24 protein-coding genes are annotated in these 19,988 nt (G+C 72.2%); 9 read left to right on the forward strand and 15 right to left on the reverse strand.

From position 1 onward, the window contains the following. Nucleotides 1-21: 21 nt before the first annotated feature. From ABEB12_RS09655 to rpmG, 6 genes are all read right to left on the reverse strand, one after another. Nucleotides 22-669, reverse strand: coding sequence for a response regulator (locus ABEB12_RS09655; RefSeq protein ID WP_185066608.1), 648 nt, complete (start codon nucleotides 667-669; stop codon nucleotides 22-24). Continuing rightward, the gene (locus tag ABEB12_RS09660; RefSeq protein WP_185066607.1) at nucleotides 666-1,409 is read right to left on the reverse strand and encodes a histidine kinase; all 744 of its coding nucleotides are present in this window, start codon (nucleotides 1,407-1,409) and stop codon (nucleotides 666-668) included. The genes ABEB12_RS09655 and ABEB12_RS09660 overlap by 4 nt, the downstream gene beginning before the upstream one ends. A gap of 91 nt (nucleotides 1,410-1,500) precedes the next feature. Beyond that, a complete protein-coding gene (gene rpsN, locus ABEB12_RS09665; protein WP_185066606.1) occupies nucleotides 1,501-1,806 on the reverse strand; it encodes a 30S ribosomal protein S14 in 306 nt (101 codons plus the stop codon). A gap of 1 nt (nucleotide 1,807) precedes the next feature. Continuing rightward, nucleotides 1,808-2,044, reverse strand: coding sequence for a 50S ribosomal protein L28 (rpmB, locus tag ABEB12_RS09670; RefSeq protein ID WP_185066605.1), 237 nt, complete (start codon nucleotides 2,042-2,044; stop codon nucleotides 1,808-1,810). 12 nt (nucleotides 2,045-2,056) lie between these two features. Further along, a complete protein-coding gene (gene rpsR, locus ABEB12_RS09675) occupies nucleotides 2,057-2,284 on the reverse strand; it encodes a 30S ribosomal protein S18 (protein WP_185066604.1) in 228 nt (75 codons plus the stop codon). Nucleotides 2,285-2,287: 3 nt separating this feature from the next. After that, entirely contained in the window at nucleotides 2,288-2,452 is a 165-nt protein-coding gene (rpmG, locus tag ABEB12_RS09680) for a 50S ribosomal protein L33 (RefSeq protein WP_185066603.1), read from the reverse strand. 76 nt (nucleotides 2,453-2,528) lie between these two features. Between rpmG and mrf the strand changes: the two genes are divergently transcribed. Genes mrf through rpmF form a run of 3 tightly spaced genes read left to right on the forward strand, consistent with a single transcriptional unit; the run spans nucleotide 2,529 to nucleotide 4,233 of the window. Next, nucleotides 2,529-3,791, forward strand: coding sequence for a ribosome hibernation factor-recruiting GTPase MRF (gene mrf / locus ABEB12_RS09685; protein ID WP_345702694.1), 1,263 nt, complete (start codon nucleotides 2,529-2,531; stop codon nucleotides 3,789-3,791). Then, nucleotides 3,788-4,063: a type B 50S ribosomal protein L31 gene (locus ABEB12_RS09690; protein ID WP_185066602.1), complete on the forward strand. Its 276-nt coding sequence runs from the start codon at nucleotides 3,788-3,790 to the stop codon at nucleotides 4,061-4,063. The genes mrf and ABEB12_RS09690 overlap by 4 nt, the downstream gene beginning before the upstream one ends. Continuing rightward, nucleotides 4,063-4,233 (forward strand): 50S ribosomal protein L32, encoded by a 171-nt coding sequence (rpmF, locus tag ABEB12_RS09695; protein ID WP_185066601.1) that lies wholly within the window; start codon nucleotides 4,063-4,065, stop codon nucleotides 4,231-4,233. The genes ABEB12_RS09690 and rpmF overlap by 1 nt, the downstream gene beginning before the upstream one ends. 338 nt (nucleotides 4,234-4,571) lie before the next feature. Here the strand turns inward: rpmF and ABEB12_RS09700 are convergent, their stop codons facing one another. Further along, complete coding sequence (locus ABEB12_RS09700) at nucleotides 4,572-5,414, reverse strand: helix-turn-helix domain-containing protein (protein WP_345702695.1); 843 nt, start codon at nucleotides 5,412-5,414, stop codon at nucleotides 4,572-4,574. Between the two features lie 81 nt (nucleotides 5,415-5,495). Between ABEB12_RS09700 and ABEB12_RS09705 the strand changes: the two genes are divergently transcribed. Continuing rightward, nucleotides 5,496-6,560 (forward strand): aldo/keto reductase, encoded by a 1,065-nt coding sequence (locus tag ABEB12_RS09705; RefSeq protein ID WP_185066600.1) that lies wholly within the window; start codon nucleotides 5,496-5,498, stop codon nucleotides 6,558-6,560. Here the strand turns inward: ABEB12_RS09705 and ABEB12_RS09710 are convergent. After that, the gene (locus tag ABEB12_RS09710) at nucleotides 6,520-7,410 is read right to left on the reverse strand and encodes a LysR substrate-binding domain-containing protein (protein ID WP_185066599.1); all 891 of its coding nucleotides are present in this window, start codon (nucleotides 7,408-7,410) and stop codon (nucleotides 6,520-6,522) included. The two genes, ABEB12_RS09705 and ABEB12_RS09710, sit on opposite strands and share 41 nt — an antisense overlap. Nucleotides 7,411-7,485: 75 nt before the next feature. Here ABEB12_RS09710 and ABEB12_RS09715 point away from each other — a divergent pair, with 75 nt between their 5' ends. Together ABEB12_RS09715 and ABEB12_RS09720 are read left to right on the forward strand one after the other, a co-directional pair. Next, nucleotides 7,486-8,451, forward strand: coding sequence for a pyridoxal-phosphate dependent enzyme (locus ABEB12_RS09715; RefSeq protein WP_185066598.1), 966 nt, complete (start codon nucleotides 7,486-7,488; stop codon nucleotides 8,449-8,451). 119 nt (nucleotides 8,452-8,570) lie between these two features. Further along, entirely contained in the window at nucleotides 8,571-9,380 is an 810-nt protein-coding gene (locus tag ABEB12_RS09720) for a Bax inhibitor-1/YccA family membrane protein (RefSeq protein WP_185066597.1), read from the forward strand. 148 nt (nucleotides 9,381-9,528) lie between these two features. Here ABEB12_RS09720 and ABEB12_RS09725 read toward each other — a convergent pair whose 3' ends face one another. The 4 genes from ABEB12_RS09725 to mca all read right to left on the reverse strand — a co-directional run bounded on the left by ABEB12_RS09725 (nucleotide 9,529) and on the right by mca (nucleotide 14,135). After that, entirely contained in the window at nucleotides 9,529-10,755 is a 1,227-nt protein-coding gene (locus ABEB12_RS09725; RefSeq protein ID WP_185066596.1) for an acetyl-CoA C-acetyltransferase, read from the reverse strand. Nucleotides 10,756-10,991: 236 nt separating this feature from the next. Further along, complete coding sequence (locus tag ABEB12_RS09730; RefSeq protein WP_185066595.1) at nucleotides 10,992-13,019, reverse strand: DUF255 domain-containing protein; 2,028 nt, start codon at nucleotides 13,017-13,019, stop codon at nucleotides 10,992-10,994. Between the two features lie 10 nt (nucleotides 13,020-13,029). Then, nucleotides 13,030-13,257, reverse strand: coding sequence for a hypothetical protein (locus tag ABEB12_RS09735; RefSeq protein ID WP_185066594.1), 228 nt, complete (start codon nucleotides 13,255-13,257; stop codon nucleotides 13,030-13,032). Further along, nucleotides 13,254-14,135, reverse strand: a complete 882-nt coding sequence (mca, locus tag ABEB12_RS09740) for a mycothiol conjugate amidase Mca (protein ID WP_185066593.1) — start codon at nucleotides 14,133-14,135, stop codon at nucleotides 13,254-13,256. Before mca ends, ABEB12_RS09735 begins: the two co-directional genes overlap by 4 nt. 364 nt (nucleotides 14,136-14,499) lie before the next feature. On the opposite strand from mca, the gene greA reads away from it, so the two are divergent. Next, nucleotides 14,500-14,988, forward strand: a complete 489-nt coding sequence (gene greA / locus ABEB12_RS09745; protein WP_185066592.1) for a transcription elongation factor GreA — start codon at nucleotides 14,500-14,502, stop codon at nucleotides 14,986-14,988. A 101-nt stretch (nucleotides 14,989-15,089) separates the two neighbouring features. Here the strand turns inward: greA and ilvA are convergent, their stop codons facing one another. Further along, the gene (gene ilvA, locus ABEB12_RS09750) at nucleotides 15,090-16,292 is read right to left on the reverse strand and encodes a threonine ammonia-lyase (RefSeq protein WP_185066591.1); all 1,203 of its coding nucleotides are present in this window, start codon (nucleotides 16,290-16,292) and stop codon (nucleotides 15,090-15,092) included. Nucleotides 16,293-16,367: 75 nt separating this feature from the next. Here ilvA and ABEB12_RS09755 point away from each other — a divergent pair, with 75 nt between their 5' ends. Together ABEB12_RS09755 and ABEB12_RS09760 are read left to right on the forward strand one after the other, a co-directional pair. Continuing rightward, a complete protein-coding gene (locus ABEB12_RS09755; protein WP_185066590.1) occupies nucleotides 16,368-16,622 on the forward strand; it encodes a hypothetical protein in 255 nt (84 codons plus the stop codon). Between the two features lie 187 nt (nucleotides 16,623-16,809). Then, the gene (locus ABEB12_RS09760; protein WP_185066589.1) at nucleotides 16,810-17,955 is read left to right on the forward strand and encodes a cystathionine gamma-synthase; all 1,146 of its coding nucleotides are present in this window, start codon (nucleotides 16,810-16,812) and stop codon (nucleotides 17,953-17,955) included. A 125-nt stretch (nucleotides 17,956-18,080) separates the two neighbouring features. Here ABEB12_RS09760 and ABEB12_RS09765 read toward each other — a convergent pair whose 3' ends face one another. Together ABEB12_RS09765 and ABEB12_RS09770 are read right to left on the reverse strand one after the other, a co-directional pair. Continuing rightward, complete coding sequence (locus ABEB12_RS09765) at nucleotides 18,081-19,466, reverse strand: cystathionine beta-synthase (protein ID WP_185066588.1); 1,386 nt, start codon at nucleotides 19,464-19,466, stop codon at nucleotides 18,081-18,083. 49 nt (nucleotides 19,467-19,515) lie between these two features. After that, complete coding sequence (locus tag ABEB12_RS09770) at nucleotides 19,516-19,974, reverse strand: pyridoxamine 5'-phosphate oxidase family protein (RefSeq protein ID WP_185066587.1); 459 nt, start codon at nucleotides 19,972-19,974, stop codon at nucleotides 19,516-19,518. Nucleotides 19,975-19,988 lie beyond the last annotated feature (14 nt).

Below are 19,988 nucleotides of genomic sequence, written 5' to 3' on the forward strand. Positions count from 1 at the left end.
ACACCTCTGGAGCAGTGTCGCTCAGATCAGCTGAGCGCGCCGGGCGACGGCTAAGGCCTCGATCCGGTTGCGCACACCGAGCTTGGTGAGCAGTCCCTTGGTGTAGCCGCGCACGGTGCTCTCCGCCAGGTAGAACTCGGTGGCGATCTCCCGGGTGGACCGCCCGAGGGCGAGCGCGCGCAGGATGTCGTACTCGCGGGGGGAGAGCGGGTCGACGACCGGTGCGCCGACGCCGTCGGGGCCGGGCACCGAGGCGCGCCGGGCGCCCTGGTCGGTGCGCAGCCGGGGGTCCAGGTAGCGGCGGCCGCCGTCCAGCAGCGCGCGCAGGGCCGGCAGTAGGTCCCGGCCGTCCTTGAACACCGCGCCGTCCGCGCCGGCCCGCAGCGCGGCGTAGACCGGCTCGTTCTGCTCCGAGGAGGTGTGTACCAGGACCTTGGCCCTCGGCGCGGCGGCCTTCAGCGACCCGGCGGTCTCCGGCGCGAACCGGCCCTGCAGGCGCAGGTCCAGGATGACCGCGTCCGGCTGGAGCTCGCCGGTGAGGCGCAGCGCGGTGGCCAGCTCGCCGGCCTCGCCGGCCAGCTCGAGGTCGGGGCAGTCGGCGAGCAGGGTGCGCACCCCGTCGATGACCACCGGGTGGTCGTCGACGACCAGGATGCGCCGGGGGCTCATTGCGCCCCGGTCCAGCGGGGCAGGGCGACCCGCAGCTGGGTGCCGCCCTCGTCGAGCGGGCGCAACACCACCGACCCGCCGATCCGTTCCACCTTCTCGGCCATCGAGGTGAAACCCCAGTGGTGGCCGTTGGCCGGAACCGCGCGCGGCTCGAATCCCTCCGGCAGCCCGCGCCCGTCGTCCTGCACCACCAGGGTGAACAGGTGTGGCCGGTACTCCAGGGTGACCACCACGAGGCCGGCGTTGGCGTGCCGTTCGATGTTGAACAGCGCCTGGCGCAGGCAGCTCAGCGCGACCCGTTCCATCGCCGGGGGCAAGTGCTCGGCCCGGCCCTGCAGCAGCAGGTGGGTGCCGGCGCCGGTGCGTTCGGTGAAGTCGTCCAGGTCACGCTGGGTAGCGGTGGGTACGGTCTCAGCGGGTGAAACCGGGCTGGCCTCGGTGATTACTCCGCGCAGGCGGCGCTGGGTCTCCTCCAGCTCCTCGGTGAGCGCGCGGAGTGCCTCGCGCAGCTCGTCCGGGCTGGTCTCCGGCCGTTCGGCGGCCCGTCTGGCGCGGGCCGCCATGGCGAACAGCAGCGGGCTGACGTGGTCATGCAGTGCGCTGGCCAGGCGTTGCCGCTCGGCACTCACCCGGCGGGCGGCCCGGTCCAGCGCCCGGTCGGCCTGGAGGTCGCCGACGACCTGGGCGGATGCTCTGTGGGTAGTCCGCGCGCCGGCGGCCCAGTCACGCAGAGCGGTCATGCCCTTGTTAACGAGCCGCCAGCCAATGGGGTTAGCCCAACCACTCGAAAGATTTCCGGACTAGTAGGCCACTGTTAAGGACTACCCAGCGTCACCAGCTGGACTTGCGCAGCCCGGGTAGGTAGCCGCCGTGCGCGAGCTCGCGGAACCGGACCCTGGACACGCCGAAGGCGCGCAGGAAGCCGCGCGGCCGGCCGTCCACCGCGTCCCGGTTGCGCAGCCGGGAGGCGCTGGCGTCCCGGGGCTGGCGGTCCAGTTCGCGCCGGGCGGCCGCCTTCTCGGTCGCGTCCGCGCGTGGGCTGGCGATGATCGCCGTGAGCTCGGCCCGCCGCTCGGCGTACCGGGCGACCAGCTCGGCGCGGCGCCGGTTGCGGACGATCTTGCTGCGTTTCGCCATGTCAGACCCGCACCCCCTGGGCTCGCAGTCGGGCGAGCACCGCTTCGATGCCGTCCCGGTCCACCGTCTTGATCGCCTTCACCGACAGCCGCAGCCGGACGTACCGGCCCTCGGCGGGCACCCAGTAGCGGCGGGTCTGCACGTTCGGGTCCCACCGGCGGGAGGTGCGCCGGTGGGAGTGGGACACGGTCTTGCCGAACCGGGGTTCGCGGCCGGTCAGCTGGCAGCGCCGGGACATCGGGGGTCCTTTCTACGACGAGTAGGGGAGCAGCGCCATCTCGCGGGCGTTGCGGATGGCCACCGCCACCTGGCGCTGCTGGCGCGGGGTGAGGCCGGTGACCCGGCGGGCGCGGATCTTGCCCCGGTCGGAGATGAAGGTGCGCAGCAGCGCCACGTCCTTCCAGTCCACGGCCTCGATCTCCCGGGCGAGCAGGGGATTGCGCTTGCGGCGGGCCGGTCTCACGGGCTTGCGGGCCATCGATCAGCGCTCCTCGCGGAACTCGACGTGCCGGCGCAGTACCGGGTCGTACTTGCGCAGCACCAGGCGGTCGGGGTGGGTGCGGCGGTTCTTCCGGGTGACGTAGGTGAACCCGGTTCCGCCGGTGGAGCGCAGCTTCACCAGCGGCCGCGCGTCGGTCTGGGCCATCCTGGTCGACCTCCTTCGATAACGACTTTCGTTTTCATCTAGACTCGAGGCTAGCAGAGGCCGGACGGAGGGTTGCGTGGATACCGAGCTGATCTTGGTCAGCGGCGTCACCAGGGATGGAGTGGCCGAGGTGGTGGACCGGCTGCTCGGCGAGCCGGGCACCGCTGTGCTGCACCACGACCTGGCCGAGGTGGCTTCCGGGGTGGTGCGCCGGCGGTTGCGGGTGCACGGGTTGCCACCGGGCAACGTGGTCGCCGACCACACCGCGGCGCTGGAACTGGCGCACGGCTGCGTGTCCTGCACGCTGCGCGAGGACGTGCTGCCGCTGATCCGCAAGCTGGCCCGGCGCCCCGAGGTGGGCCGGGTGGTGCTGCACCTGGACCCGGTGATCGAGCCGGAGCAGGTCTGCTGGGCGTTGCTGCACGTGCTGGTCGAGGACGCGCCGGTGGCCGACGACGTGCGGCTGGCCGGAGTGGTCACGGTGCTCGAGCCGGCCGCCTGGCTGACCGATGCGACCAGCGAGGACGAGGTCCCCGACCGCGGCCTGGCCGCGCTGCCGGACGACGAGCGGACCATCGCGCAGCTGGTGGTGGCCCAGGCCGAGTTCGCCGACCTGATCGTCTACGCCGGCGAGCTCGCCGAGCTGTGGCAGCGGGCCAGGGCGAACGCGGTGCTGGCCCGGCTCGCCCCGCTGGCGCCCCGCATCGACCTGGCCTCGCTCGACCCGGCCGACCCGCTGGGCCGAGTGCCGGAGACGGCGCGCCGGGGCCGCCCGGACGGGCCGCACGCCGTGCTGCTGCGCGGCCAGCCGCCGTTGCGGCCGGACTGCGGGGTGGAGCTGGTCCTGTTCAACGCCCGCCGGCCGTTCCACCCGGACCGGCTGCACGAGGCGATGGGCGTGCTGCTGGACGGCGTGGTGCGGGCCCGGGGGCGGATCTGGCTGGCCACCCGGCCGGACGCGGTGCTCTGGGTGGAGTCGGCCGGCGGCGGGATGCAGATCGGCTACGTGGACGACTGGCTGGCCGCCGCCACCGGCCGGGCCGCCGAGGCCAAGGCCTGGGCCGATGCCGACCCGGAGCGGCGCGCCGCCGCCGCGCTGCGCTGGCACCCCCGCTACGGCGACCGGATCCAGGAGCTCACCGTGCTGACCTGCGGCGCGGACCCGTTGGAGATCACCGAGGCGTTGCGCGGCGCACTGCTCACCGACGCCGAGGTGGCCGCCGGGGAGGCGGCCTGGCGGCGCCTTCCCGACCCGTTCGGCTGGTTCCACACCGACCCCTGCGGGGACGCCGTGCTGGCGGACCCCGCCCAACTCCTGCGCGGAGAGGACGAGAAGTGAAGAAGGACATCCACCCCGAGTACCGACCGGTGGTGTTCCAGGACAGCTTGACCGGGGACGCCTTCCTGACCCGCTCCACGGCCACCTCGGAGCGGACCATCACCTGGGCGGACGGCCGGACCTACCCGCTGCTGGTGGTGGACATCTCCAGCTACTCGCACCCGTTCTGGACCGGGCGCGGCCGGGTGCTGGACTCCGAGGGTCGGGTGGAGAAGTTCCGCCGCCGCTACGGCGACCGGGCCGGCCGCCCGGGCCGGGGAGGGCCAGCCTGATGGCCGTGCCGAAGCGCCGCACCTCGCGGTCCAACACCCGCACCCGCCGGTCGGCCTGGCGTGCCACGCCGCCGGACCTGGTGCCGGTGGTGATCAACGGCAAGCGGCATCTCGTGCCGCGCCGGCTGGTCCGCGCCTACCAGCGGGGTTTGCTCGACCCGGACGGCTAGTTCGTGGCGGTGCCGGTTCCAAAGACCGCTTGGACGGGCGCGGCTCTGGTGCTTCTGGGGCTTGTGTGACGCCCGTTGCGTTGGGTTGGCCGCGGCTCGCGGCGAGTGGCAGCTCAGTCCCTGTTGATCATGCTTTGCGGGTGATTCCACTGCCGCTCGGCGGCGAACGCTGGCCCAGTCCGGTTCGATCATGAAAGAGACCGGGCTCAGCCAGCACTCGGCGCAAGCCGGTCGGCGATCGGGCACCAAACGCAACGGGCGTCACTCGAGTCTCAGGAACACCTCGCCGCGCCCGTCCAAGCGAATCTTTAGAACCGGCATCGGCCGGGACGCAACGGTTACGGAGCCGTCAGCTCGAGGGGGCGGCGGGCTGTGCGGGCGATCTCGTCCAAAGCAATCCGGGAGGCCGGGTCGGCGGCGCGGTAGATGACCAGTCGCTGGTCCAGGTCCTGCAGCGGGGCGAGGACCTCGTAGTCCACGGTCAGCGGGCCGACCACGGTGTGGCGCAACCGCTTGCGCCCCCGGCCGTTCACTTTCACGTCCCGGCGGTCCCACAGCCGGGCGAACTCCGCGCTGCTCGTGGTCAGCTCCTCGATCAGCGAGCCCAGGGACCGGTCGTCCGGGTAGCTGGCCCAGGCCGCGCGCAGGTCGGCGATGCCCTCCCGGACGATCCGCTCGCGGTCCATGTAGAACTCGCGCAGCCCGGGTTCGAGCATGCATAGCCACATGGTGTTGCGCCGCGACGCCGGCACCTCGGCCAGGTCCAGCATCAACAGTCCGGCCATCTCCGGGTTCCAGGCCAGGATGTCGAACCGGTGGTCCACCAGCATGCAGGGCAGCGGGGAAAGGTCGTTCACCAGCTTGGCCAGCGACTCCGGCGCGCGGCCGGCGCGCCGGGGCGGGTGCGCCGGGCGCTGCTCGGCCAGGGCGAACAGGTAGGCGCGCTCGTCCTCGGTCAGGCGCAACGCCCTGGCCAGCGCCTCGAGCACCTCCGGGGAGGGGCGCAGGCCCCGGCCCTGCTCCAGCCGGACCACGTAGTCCACGCTCACCCCGGCCAGCTCGGCGACCTCCTCGCGGCGCAGCCCCGGGGTGCGGCGGGCCCGCCGGCGCCCGTGCTCCTCGCTCGGCGCGAGCCGCTCCCGTCGGGTACGCAGGAATGCGCCGAGCTCCCGGGTCTCCACGAACTCCAGACTACGTAGGACCCGCAATCCCAGGAAAAGCCTTCCCTTACCGATCTTCGCCGGGCGGCGCAGCCTGGGGGCATGAACTTGGACATCTACCGCACGCTTGGCCGGTCCGGCCTGCGAGTCTCCCCGTTGGCCCTGGGCACGATGACGTTCGGCGCGGACTGGGGCTGGGGCTCGGAGAAGGACGAGGCCCGGCAGATCTTCGACGCCTACCGGGACCGGGGCGGCAACTTCGTCGACACGGCCAACCAGTACACCAACGGCACCTCGGAGCAGTTCGTCGGCGAGTTCGCCAAGGGCATCCGGGACCGCCTGGTGATCGCCACCAAGTACACCCTGACCACCCGCCCTGGGGACCCCAACTCCGGCGGAAACCACCGCAAGAGCATGGTCCGCTCGGTGGAGGACAGCCTGCGCCGGCTGGACACCGACTACATCGACCTGCTCTACCTGCACATCTGGGACTTCACCACCCCGGTGGAGGAGGTGATGCGCGCGTTCGACGACCTGGTGCGCGCCGGCAAGGTGCTCTACGCGGGAATCTCGGACACGCCGGCCTGGCAGGTGGCCCGCATGCAGACGCTGGCCGACCTGCGGGGCTGGTCGCCGCTGGTCGCGCTGCAGATCGAGTACAGCCTGATCGAGCGGACGGTGGAGCGGGAGCTGATCCCGATGGCCGCCGAGCTGGGGCTGGGCGTGGTGCCGTGGTCCCCGCTGGCCAGTGGGGTGCTCACCGGTAAGTACGGCCGGGCGGACCTGGAGATCGGCGAGGGTGCGGCCAGCCCCACCGGCACCCGGAAGAACGTGGCCGCCGCCAACGGCGCGCTGACCGAGCGCGGCCTGGTCATCGCGGACGTGGTCAAGGAGGTGGCCGCCGAGCTGGGCGTGACGCCGGCCCAGGTGGCGCTGGCCTGGACGCTGCTGAACTCGGCGGTGGTGTCGCCGATCATCGGCGCGCGCACGCCGGCCCAGCTGGCGGACAACCTCGGGGCGCTGGACGTCCGGTTCACCGACGCGCAGCGCGACCGGCTGCATCGGGCCACCGCCGTCGAGCTGGGCTTCCCGCACGACATGCTGGCCCGCCCGATGACCAGGGAGGTCACCTTCGGGGGCGTCCAGCTGGAGCGCCGGGCGTCGTGAGCGCCGCCGCCAGGGCCCGCACCGCCGGCGGGTCCGGCGGCCGTCCGTAGCGGGCGAGCATGATCTGCCGGCGCGCCCCGGGCAGCTCGCGGGTGCGCACCCCGGGGCGCCGGTAGGCGCGCAGCGCCAGGTCGGGCAGCACGGTCACCCCCAGCCCGGCGGCGACCAGTGCCTGCGCCGCGACGTAGTCGTCGGTGGTGAACCGGATGCGCGGGGTGAACCCGGCGTCCGCGCACAGCTGGACCAGGTGGTTGCGGCAGCGCTCGCAGCCGGCGATCCAGTCGGCCTCGGCGTGCTCGGCCAGCTCGGCCGGCCAGTCCGCGCCGGTCGGCCCGACCAGGTGCACCGGCTCGTCGTCCAGGCGGTCCAGCCGGAGGTCCTCCTGGTCGGGCTCGGTGGCGTAGCGGAAGATCACGGCGGCGTCCACCGCTCCGGCGCGCAACAGCTCCAGCGCCTCCGGCGGCTCCACCTCGGACAGCTCGACGCCCAGCTCGGGGTGCGCGGCGCGCAGCCGCGCGGCGGCGGTCGGCACCAGGGTGCCGAGGGCGGAGGGGAAGGCGGCCAGCCGCACCCGGCCGGCGCGCAGCCCGGTGTGCGCGGCCAGCTCGTCGCCGGCCGCCTGGACCCGGCCGAGGATCTCCCCGGCCCGCGCGGCGAGCAGCCGCCCGGCCTCGGTCAGCCGCACGCCCCGGCCGACCCGCTGGACGAGCACCGCGCCGGTCTCGGCCTCCAACCGGGCCAGGTGGTGGCTCACCGAGGGCTGGGCGTAGTGCAGCGCGGCGGCGGCGGCGGTGATCGAGCCGTGCTCGGCGACCGCGGCGAGCACCTGGAGCCTGGTCAGGTTCAGCACATATCGATGCTATCTATGAAACAGCTAGAAAAGTGGCACTGGATTGATGGGACGATCGCCGCCACCCTGGGAACCATGGACATCGGGGTTGACCTCGCGGCGGTGCGCAACGCCGCCGCCGTGCTCACCGACCACCTCCAGCCGACGCCGGCCTGGGCCGCGCCGGCGCTGGACGAGGTCACCGGCGCCCGGGTGGTGCTCAAGCACGAGGAGGTGCAGCCCACCGGCGCGTTCAAGGTGCGCGGCGGGTTGAACCTGCTGTCCGGTCTGGGCTGTGACGTGGTTTCCGCGTCCACCGGGAACCACGGCCAGTCGCTGGCCTTCGCCGCCCGCCGTTTCGGCGCGCGCTGCCGGATCGTGCTGCCCGAGCCGGCCAACCCGACCAAGGTGCGCGCGCTGCGGGCGTGGGGCGCCGAGGTGGTGCTGCACGGAACCTGCATGGAGCAGGCCGGCGCGCACGCCCGCGCCCTGGCGGCCCGGGACGGCGCGCGGTTCGTGCACCCCGCCGACGAGCCGGCGCTGATCGCCGGGGTGGGCACCCTCTACCTGGAGCTGCTGACCGCTTCGCCGGACCTGGAGTACCTGCTGGTGCCGGTGGGCGGCGGCAGCGGCGCGGCGGCCGCCTGCCTGGTCGCGGCGGCGGTCGCGCCGAACTGCCGGGTGATCGGCGTGCAGGCGTCCTCCTCGCCGGCCGCGCACGACTCGTGGCGTTCCGGCTCACTGGTGGAGCGGCCGAACCGGACCACCATCGAGGGCCTGGCCATCGGCGCCGGCTACGCCACCACCCAGGCCGTGCTGCGCGGCGGCCTCGACGACTTCGTGCTGGTTTCCGACGAGCAGGTGCGCGCCGCTCAGCTGCTGCTGCTCACCCACGCGCATACACTGGCCGAAGGCGCCGGCGCGGCCTCCCTGGCCGGCCTGCTGGCGCTGCGCTCCCGGTTGGCCGGACGGCGAGTGGGAGTGGTTGTCACCGGTGGCAACGCGTCGCCGGCGGAGCTCGGCACTGTGCTCGACGCCACGCACCACGCCGAGGTTGCCTGAGAAACACATTCCGGTAACCAGGGAACCTGAGAACCACCCGGTGCGTTGTGAAGGGTGAGGGCCGTGATCGGACACCAACGGCCCCGGGATAAAACTTGGGTGCCTGAGGAGGACCTACGGTGCGCACCAGCAGCAACCCGGCGTTCCGCAACCTGCCTGGGGGGCAGGGTGGATACGCCGGATTCGACGACCGACTTGGCGGCGCGGCCGGAGCCACGGCCGCTTACCGGCAGATGTCCAGCCCCGCCGGCCTGGAGGGCGCCCCGCCCACCGAGCGGCCCATCACCGTCGACGACGTAGTGACCAAGACCGCCATCACCGCCGCCGTGGCGCTGATCGCGGGTGTGCTCACCGCGCTTGCCGGGCCGTCCTTCGCCTGGGTGGTCCTTCCGGCGTTCATCGTCGGTTTCGTCATCTCGCTGATCGTCATCTTCAAGCAGAGCTCCAACAAGGCGCTCGTGCTCACCTACTCCGCGGCCATGGGCGTGGCGCTCGGCGGTATCACCGGCCTGACGGAGAGGCTGTATCCCGGAATTGGGACGCAGGCCGTCATCGGCACCGCCGGCGTGTTCGTCGGCATGCTGGTGGTCTACAAGACCGGCGCGGTGAAGGTCACGCCCAAGTTCACCAAGTGGCTGATGGGCGCCATGGTCGGCGTGTTGGTGCTGATGCTGGCGAACTTCGTCGCCAGCCTGTTCGGCGCCAACCTGGGGCTGCGTGACGGCGGCCCGCTGGCGATCATCTTCAGCCTGGTCGTGATCGGTGTGGCCGCGTTCAGCCTGCTGCTCGACTTCGACCAGGCCGATCAGGCCATCCGGGCCGGCGTGCCGGCCAAGTACGCCTGGTACATCGCGTTCGGCTTGATGACTACCCTGGTGTGGCTGTACATCGAGATCCTGCGCCTGATCAGTTACCTGCGCGGGGACTAACTTCCTCGCGGCCGGACAGTGGCCGCGTGGGTGGAGACCGCCGGGTCCCCCCTCCCCGGTCGGCGACGCCGGGGGTGCCTCCTCACCGAGGCGCCCCCGGCGTCCGTATTTTGGGCGCCACACCATCCCGCCGGGCGGACTTACCCGCCTAGCTGAGCCGCTCGAGGATCATGGCCATGCCTTGGCCGCCGCCGACGCACATGGTTTCCAGGCCGATGCTCTTGTCGTGGGTGCGCAGGCCGTTGATCAGGGTGTTGGTGATGCGTGCGCCGGTCATGCCGAACGGGTGGCCCAGGGCGATGGCGCCGCCGTTCACGTTCAGCTTGTCGCCGAACGGGTCGATGCCCAGCTCGCGGGCGGACGGGATCACCTGGGCGGCGAACGCCTCGTTGATCTCCACCAGGTCGATGTCGTCGATGGTCATGCCGGCGCGGGCCAGCGCCTGCCGGGAGGCCTCGATCGGTCCCAGCCCCATGATCTCCGGGGACAGGCCGGACACCCCGGTGGCGACCACCCGGGCCAGCGGCGTGATGCCCAGCTCGGCGGCCAGCGTGTCCGAGGTCACCACCAGTGCGGCGGCGCCGTCGTTGAGCGGGCAGCAGTTGCCGGCGGTGATCCGCCCGTCCGGCCGGAACACGGGCTTGAGCCCGGACACCGCTTCGTAGGTGACGCCGGCGCGCGGGCCGTCGTCCTGGGCCACCACCCGGCCGTCCGGCAGGGTGACCGGGGTGATCTCCCGGGCGAAGAAGCCGTTGGCGATGGCCTTCTCAGCCAGGTTCTGCGAGCGGACGCCGAAGTGGTCCATGTCCTCGCGGCTCACGCCGGAGTAGCGGGCCACGTTCTCCGCGGTCTGGCCCATCGCGATGTACACGTCGGGCAGCTGGTCGCTCTCGCGCGGGTCGAGCCACTGGTCGACGCCGCCCTCGGTGAGCTTCTGGCTGCGCGCCTCGGCGTCCGCGAACAGCGGGTTGTGCGTGTCCGGCAGCGAGTCGGAGTTGCCCTTGGTGAACCGGGACACGGTCTCCACGCCGGCCGAGATGAACGCGTGGCCCTCGCCGGCCCGGATCGCGTGCATGGCCATCCGGGTGGTCTGCAGGGAGGAGGAGCAGTAGCGGGTGATGGTGGTGCCGGGCAGCTTGTCGTAGCCGAGCAGCACGGCGACCGCGCGGCCCATGTTGAACCCGGACTCACCGCCGGGCAGGCCGCAGCCCAGGATCAGGTCCTCCACCCGGCTCGGGTCCAGCTCGGGTACCTGGTCCAGCGCGGCGCGCACCAGCTGCGCGGTCAGATCGTCCGGCCGGATGTCCACCAGCGAGCCCTTGAACGCGCGTCCGATCGGGGACCGGGCGGCGGCGACGATCACGGCTTCGGGCATGACGCCTCCTTGAAGAGCCTGTCGGCGAACTCCGCTGTCGGCGCGGAACGGCGCCAGCGCGGCGCCTGGCGGCGTTGTCGTCGGTCACCATAGCTCCGCTATGGCTCCCTCCTCCGCCTTGCCAGCCACCACGCTGACCACCGTCCGCATCCGACGGGAGTCCACCGACAGGCTCGTAGACACGGTTGTCAAAGACAACCCTACTGCCGGGTAGCGACAAGTGCTCGCGGCGTCGCTCAGGCGAGTGCGGCGGCCAGTTCGGCCTCGGTGGTGGCCGGCCGGTCGCAGACGAATCCCCGGCAGACGTAGGCGGCGGGCGCGCCGTCCACCAGCGGGCGGTCGGCGAGCAGCGGCACCCCCGGGGCGTCCGGCGCGCCGGCCACCACGACCGTCCCGCCGGGCGCGGTGCGTTGCGTATATGTGCGCAGAGCAAGGAAGCGTTCGTCGTTGGGCCCGCCGACCACGGCCACCTGTAGCGGCCCCCTGGCGGCCGCCTCGGCCACGGAAAGCCAGTTGCCGGCGAACCGGGCATGCCGGCCGGCCAGGGTGCCCACGGCCGTCACCGCCGCCGCACTGGCCTCCGCGTACCGGCCGGCCCGGTCCGGTGCGCACAGCACCGAGGCGGACAACAGCGCCCCGGCCAGCGCGGAGGCCCCGCTCGGCGTCGCCCCGTCGGTCACGTCGCGGGGCCGGTGCAGCAGGGCCTCCGCGTCGTCGGCGGTGTCGAAGTAGCCGCCGGGGGAGGCCGGGTCGGCGAACCGGTCCAGGGCGGTGTCCAGCAGCCCGGTGGCGGCGTCCAGCCACCGCGCCTCGCCGGTGGCCTGGTGCAGCGCGAGCAGGCCGTCGGCCAGGCAGGCGTAGTCCTCCAGCACCCCGGCGGCCGCCCCGGCCACGCCGTCCCGCGACGACCGGCGTAGCCGCCCGTCGACCAGGTGCACGTCCAGCAGCAGCCGCGCGGCGTCCGCCGCCGCCACCACCCAGTCGGGCCGGTCCAGTGCGCCGCCGGCCTCGGCCAGGGCGGTGATGGCCAGCCCGTTCCACGCGGTGACCACCTTGTCGTCCCGGGCCGGTTGCGGGCGGCGGTCGCGCGCCGCCAGCAGCGCCGCGCGCACCCGCGACCAGCGCGCCGGGTCGTCCGGGTCGGCCAGCAGCTGCAGGGTGGAGGAACCGTGCTCGAAGGTGCCGGCGTCGGTGACCTCGAGCAGCCGGGCGGCCCATCCGCCGTCGTCGTCGCCCAGCACCTCGCGCAGCTGCGCCGGCGTCCAGGCGTAGGTGAGGCCCTCCACGCCGTCGGTGTCGGCGTCCAGCGCGGAGGCCAGCCCGCCCGCCGCGGTGCGCAGGTCCCGGAGCATGAACTCCACGGTCTCCTCGGCAACCCGGGTGGCCAGCCCTCGGATCCCCGGGTCGTTGGTACGCCGGGCCAGGTGCGCATAGGCGCGCAGCAGCTGAGCGTTGTCGTAGAGCATCTTCTCGAAGTGCGGCACCACCCAGCGGGCGTCCACGCTGTAGCGGGCGAAACCCCCGCCGAGCTGGTCGTACAGGCCGCCCCGGGCCATCCGCTCGCCGGTCACCTCGACCAGGCGCAGCGCCTCGGCGTAACCGGTGCGCTCGTGGTGGCGCAGCAGGAACTCCAGCGTCATCGACGGCGGGAACTTGGGCGCGCCGCCGAAACCGCCGTGCGCCGCGTCGAAGTCCCCGGCCAGCATGCCCACCGCCGTCTCCAGCGACTCGGTGCCCAGCGGGGCCGGGGGGAGGGTGGCGTTGGCCGTGTCGGCCAGCCGGGTGGCGATCTGCCCGGCGGCCTCCCGGACCCGCTCGCCGTCCTCCCGCCACGCCCTGGTCACCGCGGCCAGCAGCTGGCGGAACCCGGGCATGCCGCCGCGCGGGGTCGGCGGGTAGTAGGTACCGCACTGGAAGGGCTCGCCGGCCGGGGTGAGGAAGCAGGTCATCGGCCAGCCGCCGGAGCCGGTCATCGCCTGGGTGGCGGTCATGTAGACCGCGTCGATGTCCGGGCGCTCCTCGCGGTCCACCTTGATCGCCACGAAGTCCGCGTTCACCTGGGCGGCGGTGGTTTCGTCCTCGAAGGACTCGTGCGCCATCACGTGGCACCAGTGGCAGGCGGCGTAGCCGACGGACAGCAGCACCGGGACGTCCCGCCGCCGCGCCTCCTCGAACGCCTCCTCGGACCACGGCCACCATTCGATGGGGTTATCCGCGTGCTGCAGCAGGTAGGGACTGGTCGAGTCGGCGAGCCGATTGGGCATGCTCGCGAGGCTAGTCTTTTTGGTCCTTCGCTTCGCCCGACCGGGTGGATTCCGAGGGCTGCTCGTCGAACGAGGCCGGGATCTTGCGCAGGTGTTTGTTCATCGACCGGATGAGGAACACCAGGGCCACCGCCAGCGCCAGGATGACGACCAGCCCGACGGGCGAGGAGCCGCCGAACTCCGGCCCCTGCGGGGGCGCCGGCGGATCCTGGGCCAGCCACACGATCAGGTGATTCATGCGTTTACCCGCTCCCGTACGCCGGCGAACAGGTCGTCCTCCGGGGTGGCCTCGCCGACCAGCGAGCGCACCAGCTCGTAGTCCTCGGTCGGCCACAACCGCTGCTGCATCTCCATGGGAACCGCGAACCACCGGTGGTTCGGGTCGATCTGGGTCGCGTGCGCCTTGAGCGCTGCGTCCCGCACCGGGAAGTACTCCGCGCACTCCACCTTGGTGGTCACCCGGTCGCCCGCATCCGGCGCGCCCTTCTCCCAGTTCTTGATCCACTCGGTGTACGGCGACTCCAGCCCGGCCTCCAGCATAGCGTTGTGGAAGGTCAGCACGCGCGCCCTGGAGAAGCCGTGCGAGTAGTACAGCTTCAGCGGCTGCCACGGCTCGCCGACGCCCGGGTACCGGTCCGGGTCGCCCGCCGCGTCGAACGCGGCCACCGAGATCTCGTGGCAGCGGATGTGGTCGGGGTGCGGGTAGCCACCGTTCTCGTCGTAGGTGACCAGCACGTGCGGCCGGAACTCGCGGATCAGCTTGACCAGCTCTCCGGTCTGTTCCCCCAGGTCACCGACGGCGAAGCAGTCCTCGGGCAGCGGCGGCTTCGGGTCGCCCTCGGGCAGCCCGGAGTCCACGAAGCCCAGCCAGCGGTGCTCCACGCCGAGCAGACGGGCGGCCTCGGCCATCTCGGCGCGCCGGATCTCGGTCATGTTGGACAGCACGTCCGGCCGGTCCATGGCCGGGTTCAGCACGCTGCCGCGCTCGCCTCCGGTGCAGGTCACGACCATGACCTGGTTACCCTCCGCGACGTAGCGGGCGCAGGTCGCCGCGCCCTTGCTCGACTCGTCGTCGGGGTGCGCGTGCACAGTCATCATGCGTAGGGCCTCGGCCATGTTGCCTTCCTCGTCTGAAAACCCGGGGTGCCGAGTCCTATTGTCCCGTCCCCACCGACAAGTCCGAACGACCGGCCGTCGCGGATTCTTCCCGATGGTTCGACTGTGACGGGTGGGAAGATCACCTGAGGCGTGCGGCGTACCAACGACCAGCATCATTACGAGATGCGGGAACTTCTCCGGGAGGTCGACCGTTCGTCGAAAGACTGCGCCGAGCGGTTCGTCTGCGTGTTACCGTATCGACCGCACGGCCCGGTGGCGGGTCGTGTTTTTACTTCTCAGGGCTTCTGGCCCTGGGGCGGACGGCCCGGTTGGTTGGACCGACTGCAGAACGCTAGTCCGGAAGGCTGGAGGAGTGATGACCGTGACCGAGATTCAGGTGACCTGGTTGACCCAGGATGCCTACGACCGGCTCAAGCACGAACTGGATGAGCTGATCGCAAATCGGCCGGTCATCGCGGCAGAGATCAACGCGCGGCGCGAAGAGGGCGACCTCAAGGAGAACGGTGGCTACCACGCCGCGCGCGAGGAGCAGGGCCAGCAGGAGGCCCGGATCCGCCAGCTGCAGGAGCTGCTGCGCACCGCCAAGGTGGGTCAGGCGCCCAAGGAGAGCGACGTCGCGCAGCCCGGCATGGTCCTCACCGTCCGTTACGACGATGACGACGAGACCGAGACCTTCCTGCTCGGCTCCCGGGAAGAGGGCCGCCACGGCGACCTGGAGGTCTACTCGCCGAACTCCCCGCTGGGCGCCGCCATCCTGGGGGCCAAGGTCGGCGAGACCCGCCAGTACCAGCTCCCCGACGGCAGCACCATGAAGGTGACTCTCGAAGGCGCGGAGCCGTTCCGGGGCTAGGCCCGGCAGGCCAGGCGAAGGCTGGCAAGGCCGCACCGAGCGCCGCGTGCCGCGGCACGCAAGCGAGGGAGAATGCCGCCAGCGTTCGCCTGGGCGCCGGGCTAAGCCGGTTCGACCTGGTGACCTGAGGCGCGGAGCTTCTCGATTACCTCGATGCGGTGCCGCGGACCCCTGGTTTCCATGCGCAGCGCCACGTCCACCTCGCCGAGCGCGAGGGCGCCGGAGATGCGGGTGTGCTCCACGTCCAGGATATTGCAGCCGAGCTCGCCGATCAGGGTGAGCAGTTCGGCCAGCGCTCCCGGCTGGTCGGCCAGCCGCACCCGGGTACTCAGGTAGCGCCCGGCGGCGGTCATGCCGTGCTGGATCACGTGCAGCATCAGCAGCGGGTCAACGTTGCCGCCGGACAGCACACACACCACCGGCGGCTCGAACCGCTCGGGGTCGTCCAGCAGCGCGGCGACCCCGGCCGCGCCGGCCGGCTCGACCACCAGCTTGGCCCGCTCCAGGCAGTGCAGCAGCGCCTTGGACAGTGAGTCCTCGCTGACCGTGAGGATCTCCTGGACCCGCTGGTGAACCACCCGGAACGGGGCGTCGCCGGGGCGGCCGACCGCGATCCCGTCGGCGATGGTGGACCGGGCATCGATGGTCACCGGCCGGGCTTGCTCGAGCGAGCCCGGCCAGGCCGCCATGTTCTCCGCCTGCACGCCGATCACCCGCGTCGCCGGGGAAAGCTCGCCCAGCGCGGCCGCCACGCCGGCCAGCAGGCCGCCGCCCCCGGTGGGCACCAGCACGGTGCGCGCCTCCGGGCACTGCTCGTGGAGCTCCAGGCCGACCGTGCCCTGGCCGGCGATCACGTCCGGGTGGTCGAACGGGTGGATCAGCCGCGCGCCGGTCCGTTCGGCGAACTCGTCGGCGGCGGCCAGGGTTTCCGCGAGCACCGCGCCGACCAGGTGTACCTCGGCGCCGTAGCCCCGGGTGGCCGCCACCTTGGGCAGCGCCGCGCGCACCGGCATGAACACCGAAGCCGGCATGCCGAGCAGCCGGGCGCCCAGGGCCACGCCCTGCGCGTGGTTGCCCGCGCTGGCCGCGACCACTCCGGCGGCCCGTTCGCCCTCGCTCAGGCCGTGCATGCGCACGTAGGCGCCCCTGATCTTGAACGAACCGGTGCGCTGCAGGTTCTCGCACTTGAGCGTGACCGGGCCGCCCACCGCGTCGCTCAGCGCGCGGGAATGGGCCATCGGGGTGCGCCGGGTTACGCCGTGCAGCACCTTCGCGGCGGCGCGAACGTCGGAAACATCCACCATGAGGGCATCCTCGCATTAGCGCCGGGTGGCCACCGAGTAGCCTCGAAGGCAACCGGGGGATTTCTGGAGGAACGCATGGCGGGGCCGAGCATCGGCGACACCCGTTGGTCCGTCGCGGTCTCATTGCTCGTGGCCGCCGCCATGGCGACCATCGCGGTGGTCACCGTGCAGCGGGCCGGCTGCGCGGACCCGGGGCACTACGAGGCCCGCCCCGGCGGCTACGAGCTGGTCGGCGGCTGCATCGAGGCGAACGACCTGCCCGTCGCCCCGGAATCCGACCCCACCCCCGCCGCGCCCGCCCCCGACCTCCGCCTCCCCTACCGCCCCTAACCCCCGCCTGATTCAGTCGGTTCAGCAGGCTGATTCAGTCACTTTGGCAGGCTGATTCAGTCAGTTTGGCAGGCTGATTCAGTCGCTTTGGCAGCCCGGTTCAGTCACTTTGGCAGGTTGGGTCGCGGCGCGCCCACTCCCGCGGGCCGTGACGCCGGCCCGGAGCGGCGGGGCGTACCGTCGCTGTGTGAACGGCTTCTCCACGCGCGCGATCCACGCCGGCCAGGACCCCGACCCGACCACCGGTTCGGTCATCCCGCCGATCTACGCCACCTCCACCTACGCCCAGGACGGCGTGGGTGGCACCCGGGGCGGCTACGAGTACTCGCGCACCGCGAACCCCACCCGGACCGCACTGGCGGAGTGCCTGGCCGCGCTGGAGGGCGGCCGGCACGGCTTCGCCTTCGCCTCCGGCATGGCGGCGACCGACACGCTGCTGCGTGTCGCACTGCGCCCCGGGGACCACCTGCTGATCCCGCACGACGCCTACGGCGGCACGTTCCGGCTGGTGGACAAGGTGCTCACGCGGTGGGGCCTTTCCTACGACCCGGTCGACCTCGCCGACCTGGACGCGGCGCGCGCCGCGGTGCGCCCGAACACCCGCATGATCTGGTGCGAGACGCCGACCAACCCGCTGCTCGGCATCGCTGACGTCGCCGGCCTGGCCGACCTGGCCCGCACGGCGGGCGCCCGGCTGGTGGTGGACAACACCTTCGCCTCGCCCTACCTGCAGACGCCGCTCGCGCTCGGTGCGGACGTGGTGCTGCACTCCACCACGAAGTACGTCGGCGGGCACTCCGACGTGGTGGGCGGCGCACTGGTCACCGACGACGAGGAGCTGGCTCAGGGGCTGGCGTTCACCCAGAACACGGTCGGCTCGGTGCCCGGCCCGTTCGACGCCTGGCTGACGCTGCGCGGGGCGAAGACGCTGGCGGTGCGCATGGAGCGGCACTGCGACAACGCCGAGCGGGTGGCGGCGGCCCTGGTGGGCCACCGGAAGGTGACCCGGGTGCTCTACCCGGGCCTGGCGGAGCACCCCGGGCACGAGGTGGCGGCCAAGCAGATGCGCCGGTTCGGCGGGATGGTGTCGTTCCAGGTCGGAACGTCGGCGGACGATGACACGGAGGCGCTGCGGGTGTGCGGCGCGACCCGGTTGTTCACCCTCGCGGAGTCCCTGGGCGGGGTGGAGTCGCTGATCGAGCACCCCGGCCGCATGACGCACGCGTCTACGGCCGGGTCGCCGCTGCAGGTGCCGGCCAACCTGGTCCGGCTGTCGGTCGGCATCGAGGACGCCGAGGACCTGATCGAGGACCTGCTCGCCGCCCTCGACTGAATCACCCTGCCAAACCGACTGAATCACCCTGCCAAACCCACTGAATCACCCTGCCAAACCCACTGAATCAGCCTGCCAAACCCACTGAATCACCCTGCCAAACCCACTGAATCGGGTTGGTGGGGTTAGGACTCGCCGGAGAGAAAGGACAGGAGGTCGTGCCGGGTGATTACGCCGGCCGGCTTGCCGTCCACCAGGACCAGTGCGCCGTCGGCGTGGGAGAGTGCTTCCACGGCCGCGGTGACCGGCTCGCCGGCGCCGATGGTGGGCAGCGGCTTGGACATGTGCTGCTCCACTCGGTCGGCGAGCTTGGCCCGGCCGGTGAACAACGCGTCCAGCAGCTCCCGCTCGTTGACCGCGCCGACCACCTCGGCCGCCATCACCGGCGGTTCGGCGGACACGATGGGCAGTTGGGAGACGCCGAACTCGCGCAGGTAGCCGGCCACGTCGGCGACCGTCTCGTTGGGGTGGCCGTGCACCAGCTGGGGCAGCCGGCCGTCCTTGCCCCGCAGCACGTCCCCGACCGTGGCGCCGGCGTTCTCCAGGGACAGGAAGCCGTATGTGGCCATCCACGAGTCGTCGAACACCTTGGCCAGGTAACCCCGCCCGCCGTCCGGCAGCAGGGTGACCACCACCGCGTCCTCCGCATCCTCGCCGGACAGTGACGCGGCCACCCGCACGGCGGCGAAGGCCGCCATCCCGCAGGAACCGCCGACCAACAGCGCCTCCTCCTTGGCCAGGCGCCTGGTCATGTCGAAGGAGTCGGCGTCCCGCACCGCGATGATCTCGTCGCAGATGTCCCGGTCGTAGGTGGTCGGCCAGAAGTCCTCGCCGACGCCCTCGACCAGATAGGGCCGGCCGGTGCCGCCGGAGTAGACCGAGCCGTCCGGGTCGGCGCCGATCACCCGCACCCGCCCGCCGGAGACCTCCTTGAGGTAGCGGCCGGTGCCGCTGATGGTGCCCCCGGTGCCGATGCCGGCGACGAAATGGGTGATCTTGCCCTCGGTCTGTTCCCAGATCTCCGGGCCGGTGCTGGCGTAGTGGCTGGCCGGGTTGTTCGGGTTGGCGTACTGGTCCGGCTTCCAGGCGCCCTCGATCTCCTTGGCCAGCCGGTCCGAGGTGGAGTAGTAGGAGTCCGGGTGCTCCGGGGCCACGGCGGTGGGGCAGACCACCACCTCGGCGCCGTAGGCGCGCAGCACGTTGCGCTTGTCCTCACTGACCTTGTCCGGGCAGACGAACACGCACTTGTAGCCGCGGCGCTGGGCGAGCATGGCTAGGCCGATGCCGGTGTTGCCGGAGGTGGGCTCCACGATGGTGCCACCGGGACGCAGCGCCCCGCTGGCCTCGGCCGCGTCCACCATGCGCAGCGCGATGCGGTCCTTCACGCTGCCGCCCGGGTTGAGGTACTCGACCTTGGCCAGCACCAGCGGGCGCAGCCCGTCGGTGACCCGGGTGAGCTTCACCAGTGGGGTGTTGCCCACCAGTTCCATGACATGTTCGGCGTAGCGCATGGGTGCATCGTGTCATTGGCCGGGGAGGATGAAGTTCGGTGGCCTGAACTCAGCGCCGGGCGATCCGCCGCAGCCCGGAGTCCGGCCGCCAGACCTCGATCAGCAGGTGGTCGGCCGGCTCGCCGACCCGCACCCGAACCGCTTCCTCGATGTCCACCCGGAAGCGGGGGCCGGGGGCTTCGCCCTCGGTGACCTCGTGGGTGAGCACGGCCTTCCCGGTGATCTTCGCGTCACCCTGCCAGCTCTCCGGGACGTCCTCCGGCGGGTCCAGCGACGGGCTGTGGATCGCCAGCCTCGGGTCTCGCCGCAGGTCGGCGCCCTTGTTCGAGCCGGCCATCGAGCCGAAGGTCAGCTCGCCGTCCACGAACTCCGCCTCTATGCCGCTGATCCGGGGCGAACCGTCGGCCCGAACGGTGGCCATCGTCTTGTGTCTGCCCTTGTCGAAGATGCCTCGGACACCGGCGGCAAACTCCGGCACCGACGCCTGCAGCTCGGCCCAACTCGCCATGCCCTCAGCATGCC

Origin of the sequence: Actinospineispora eucalypti (assembly GCF_039543365.1) — a bacterium.
Lineage (GTDB): Bacteria > Actinomycetota > Actinomycetes > Mycobacteriales > Pseudonocardiaceae > Pseudonocardia > Pseudonocardia eucalypti.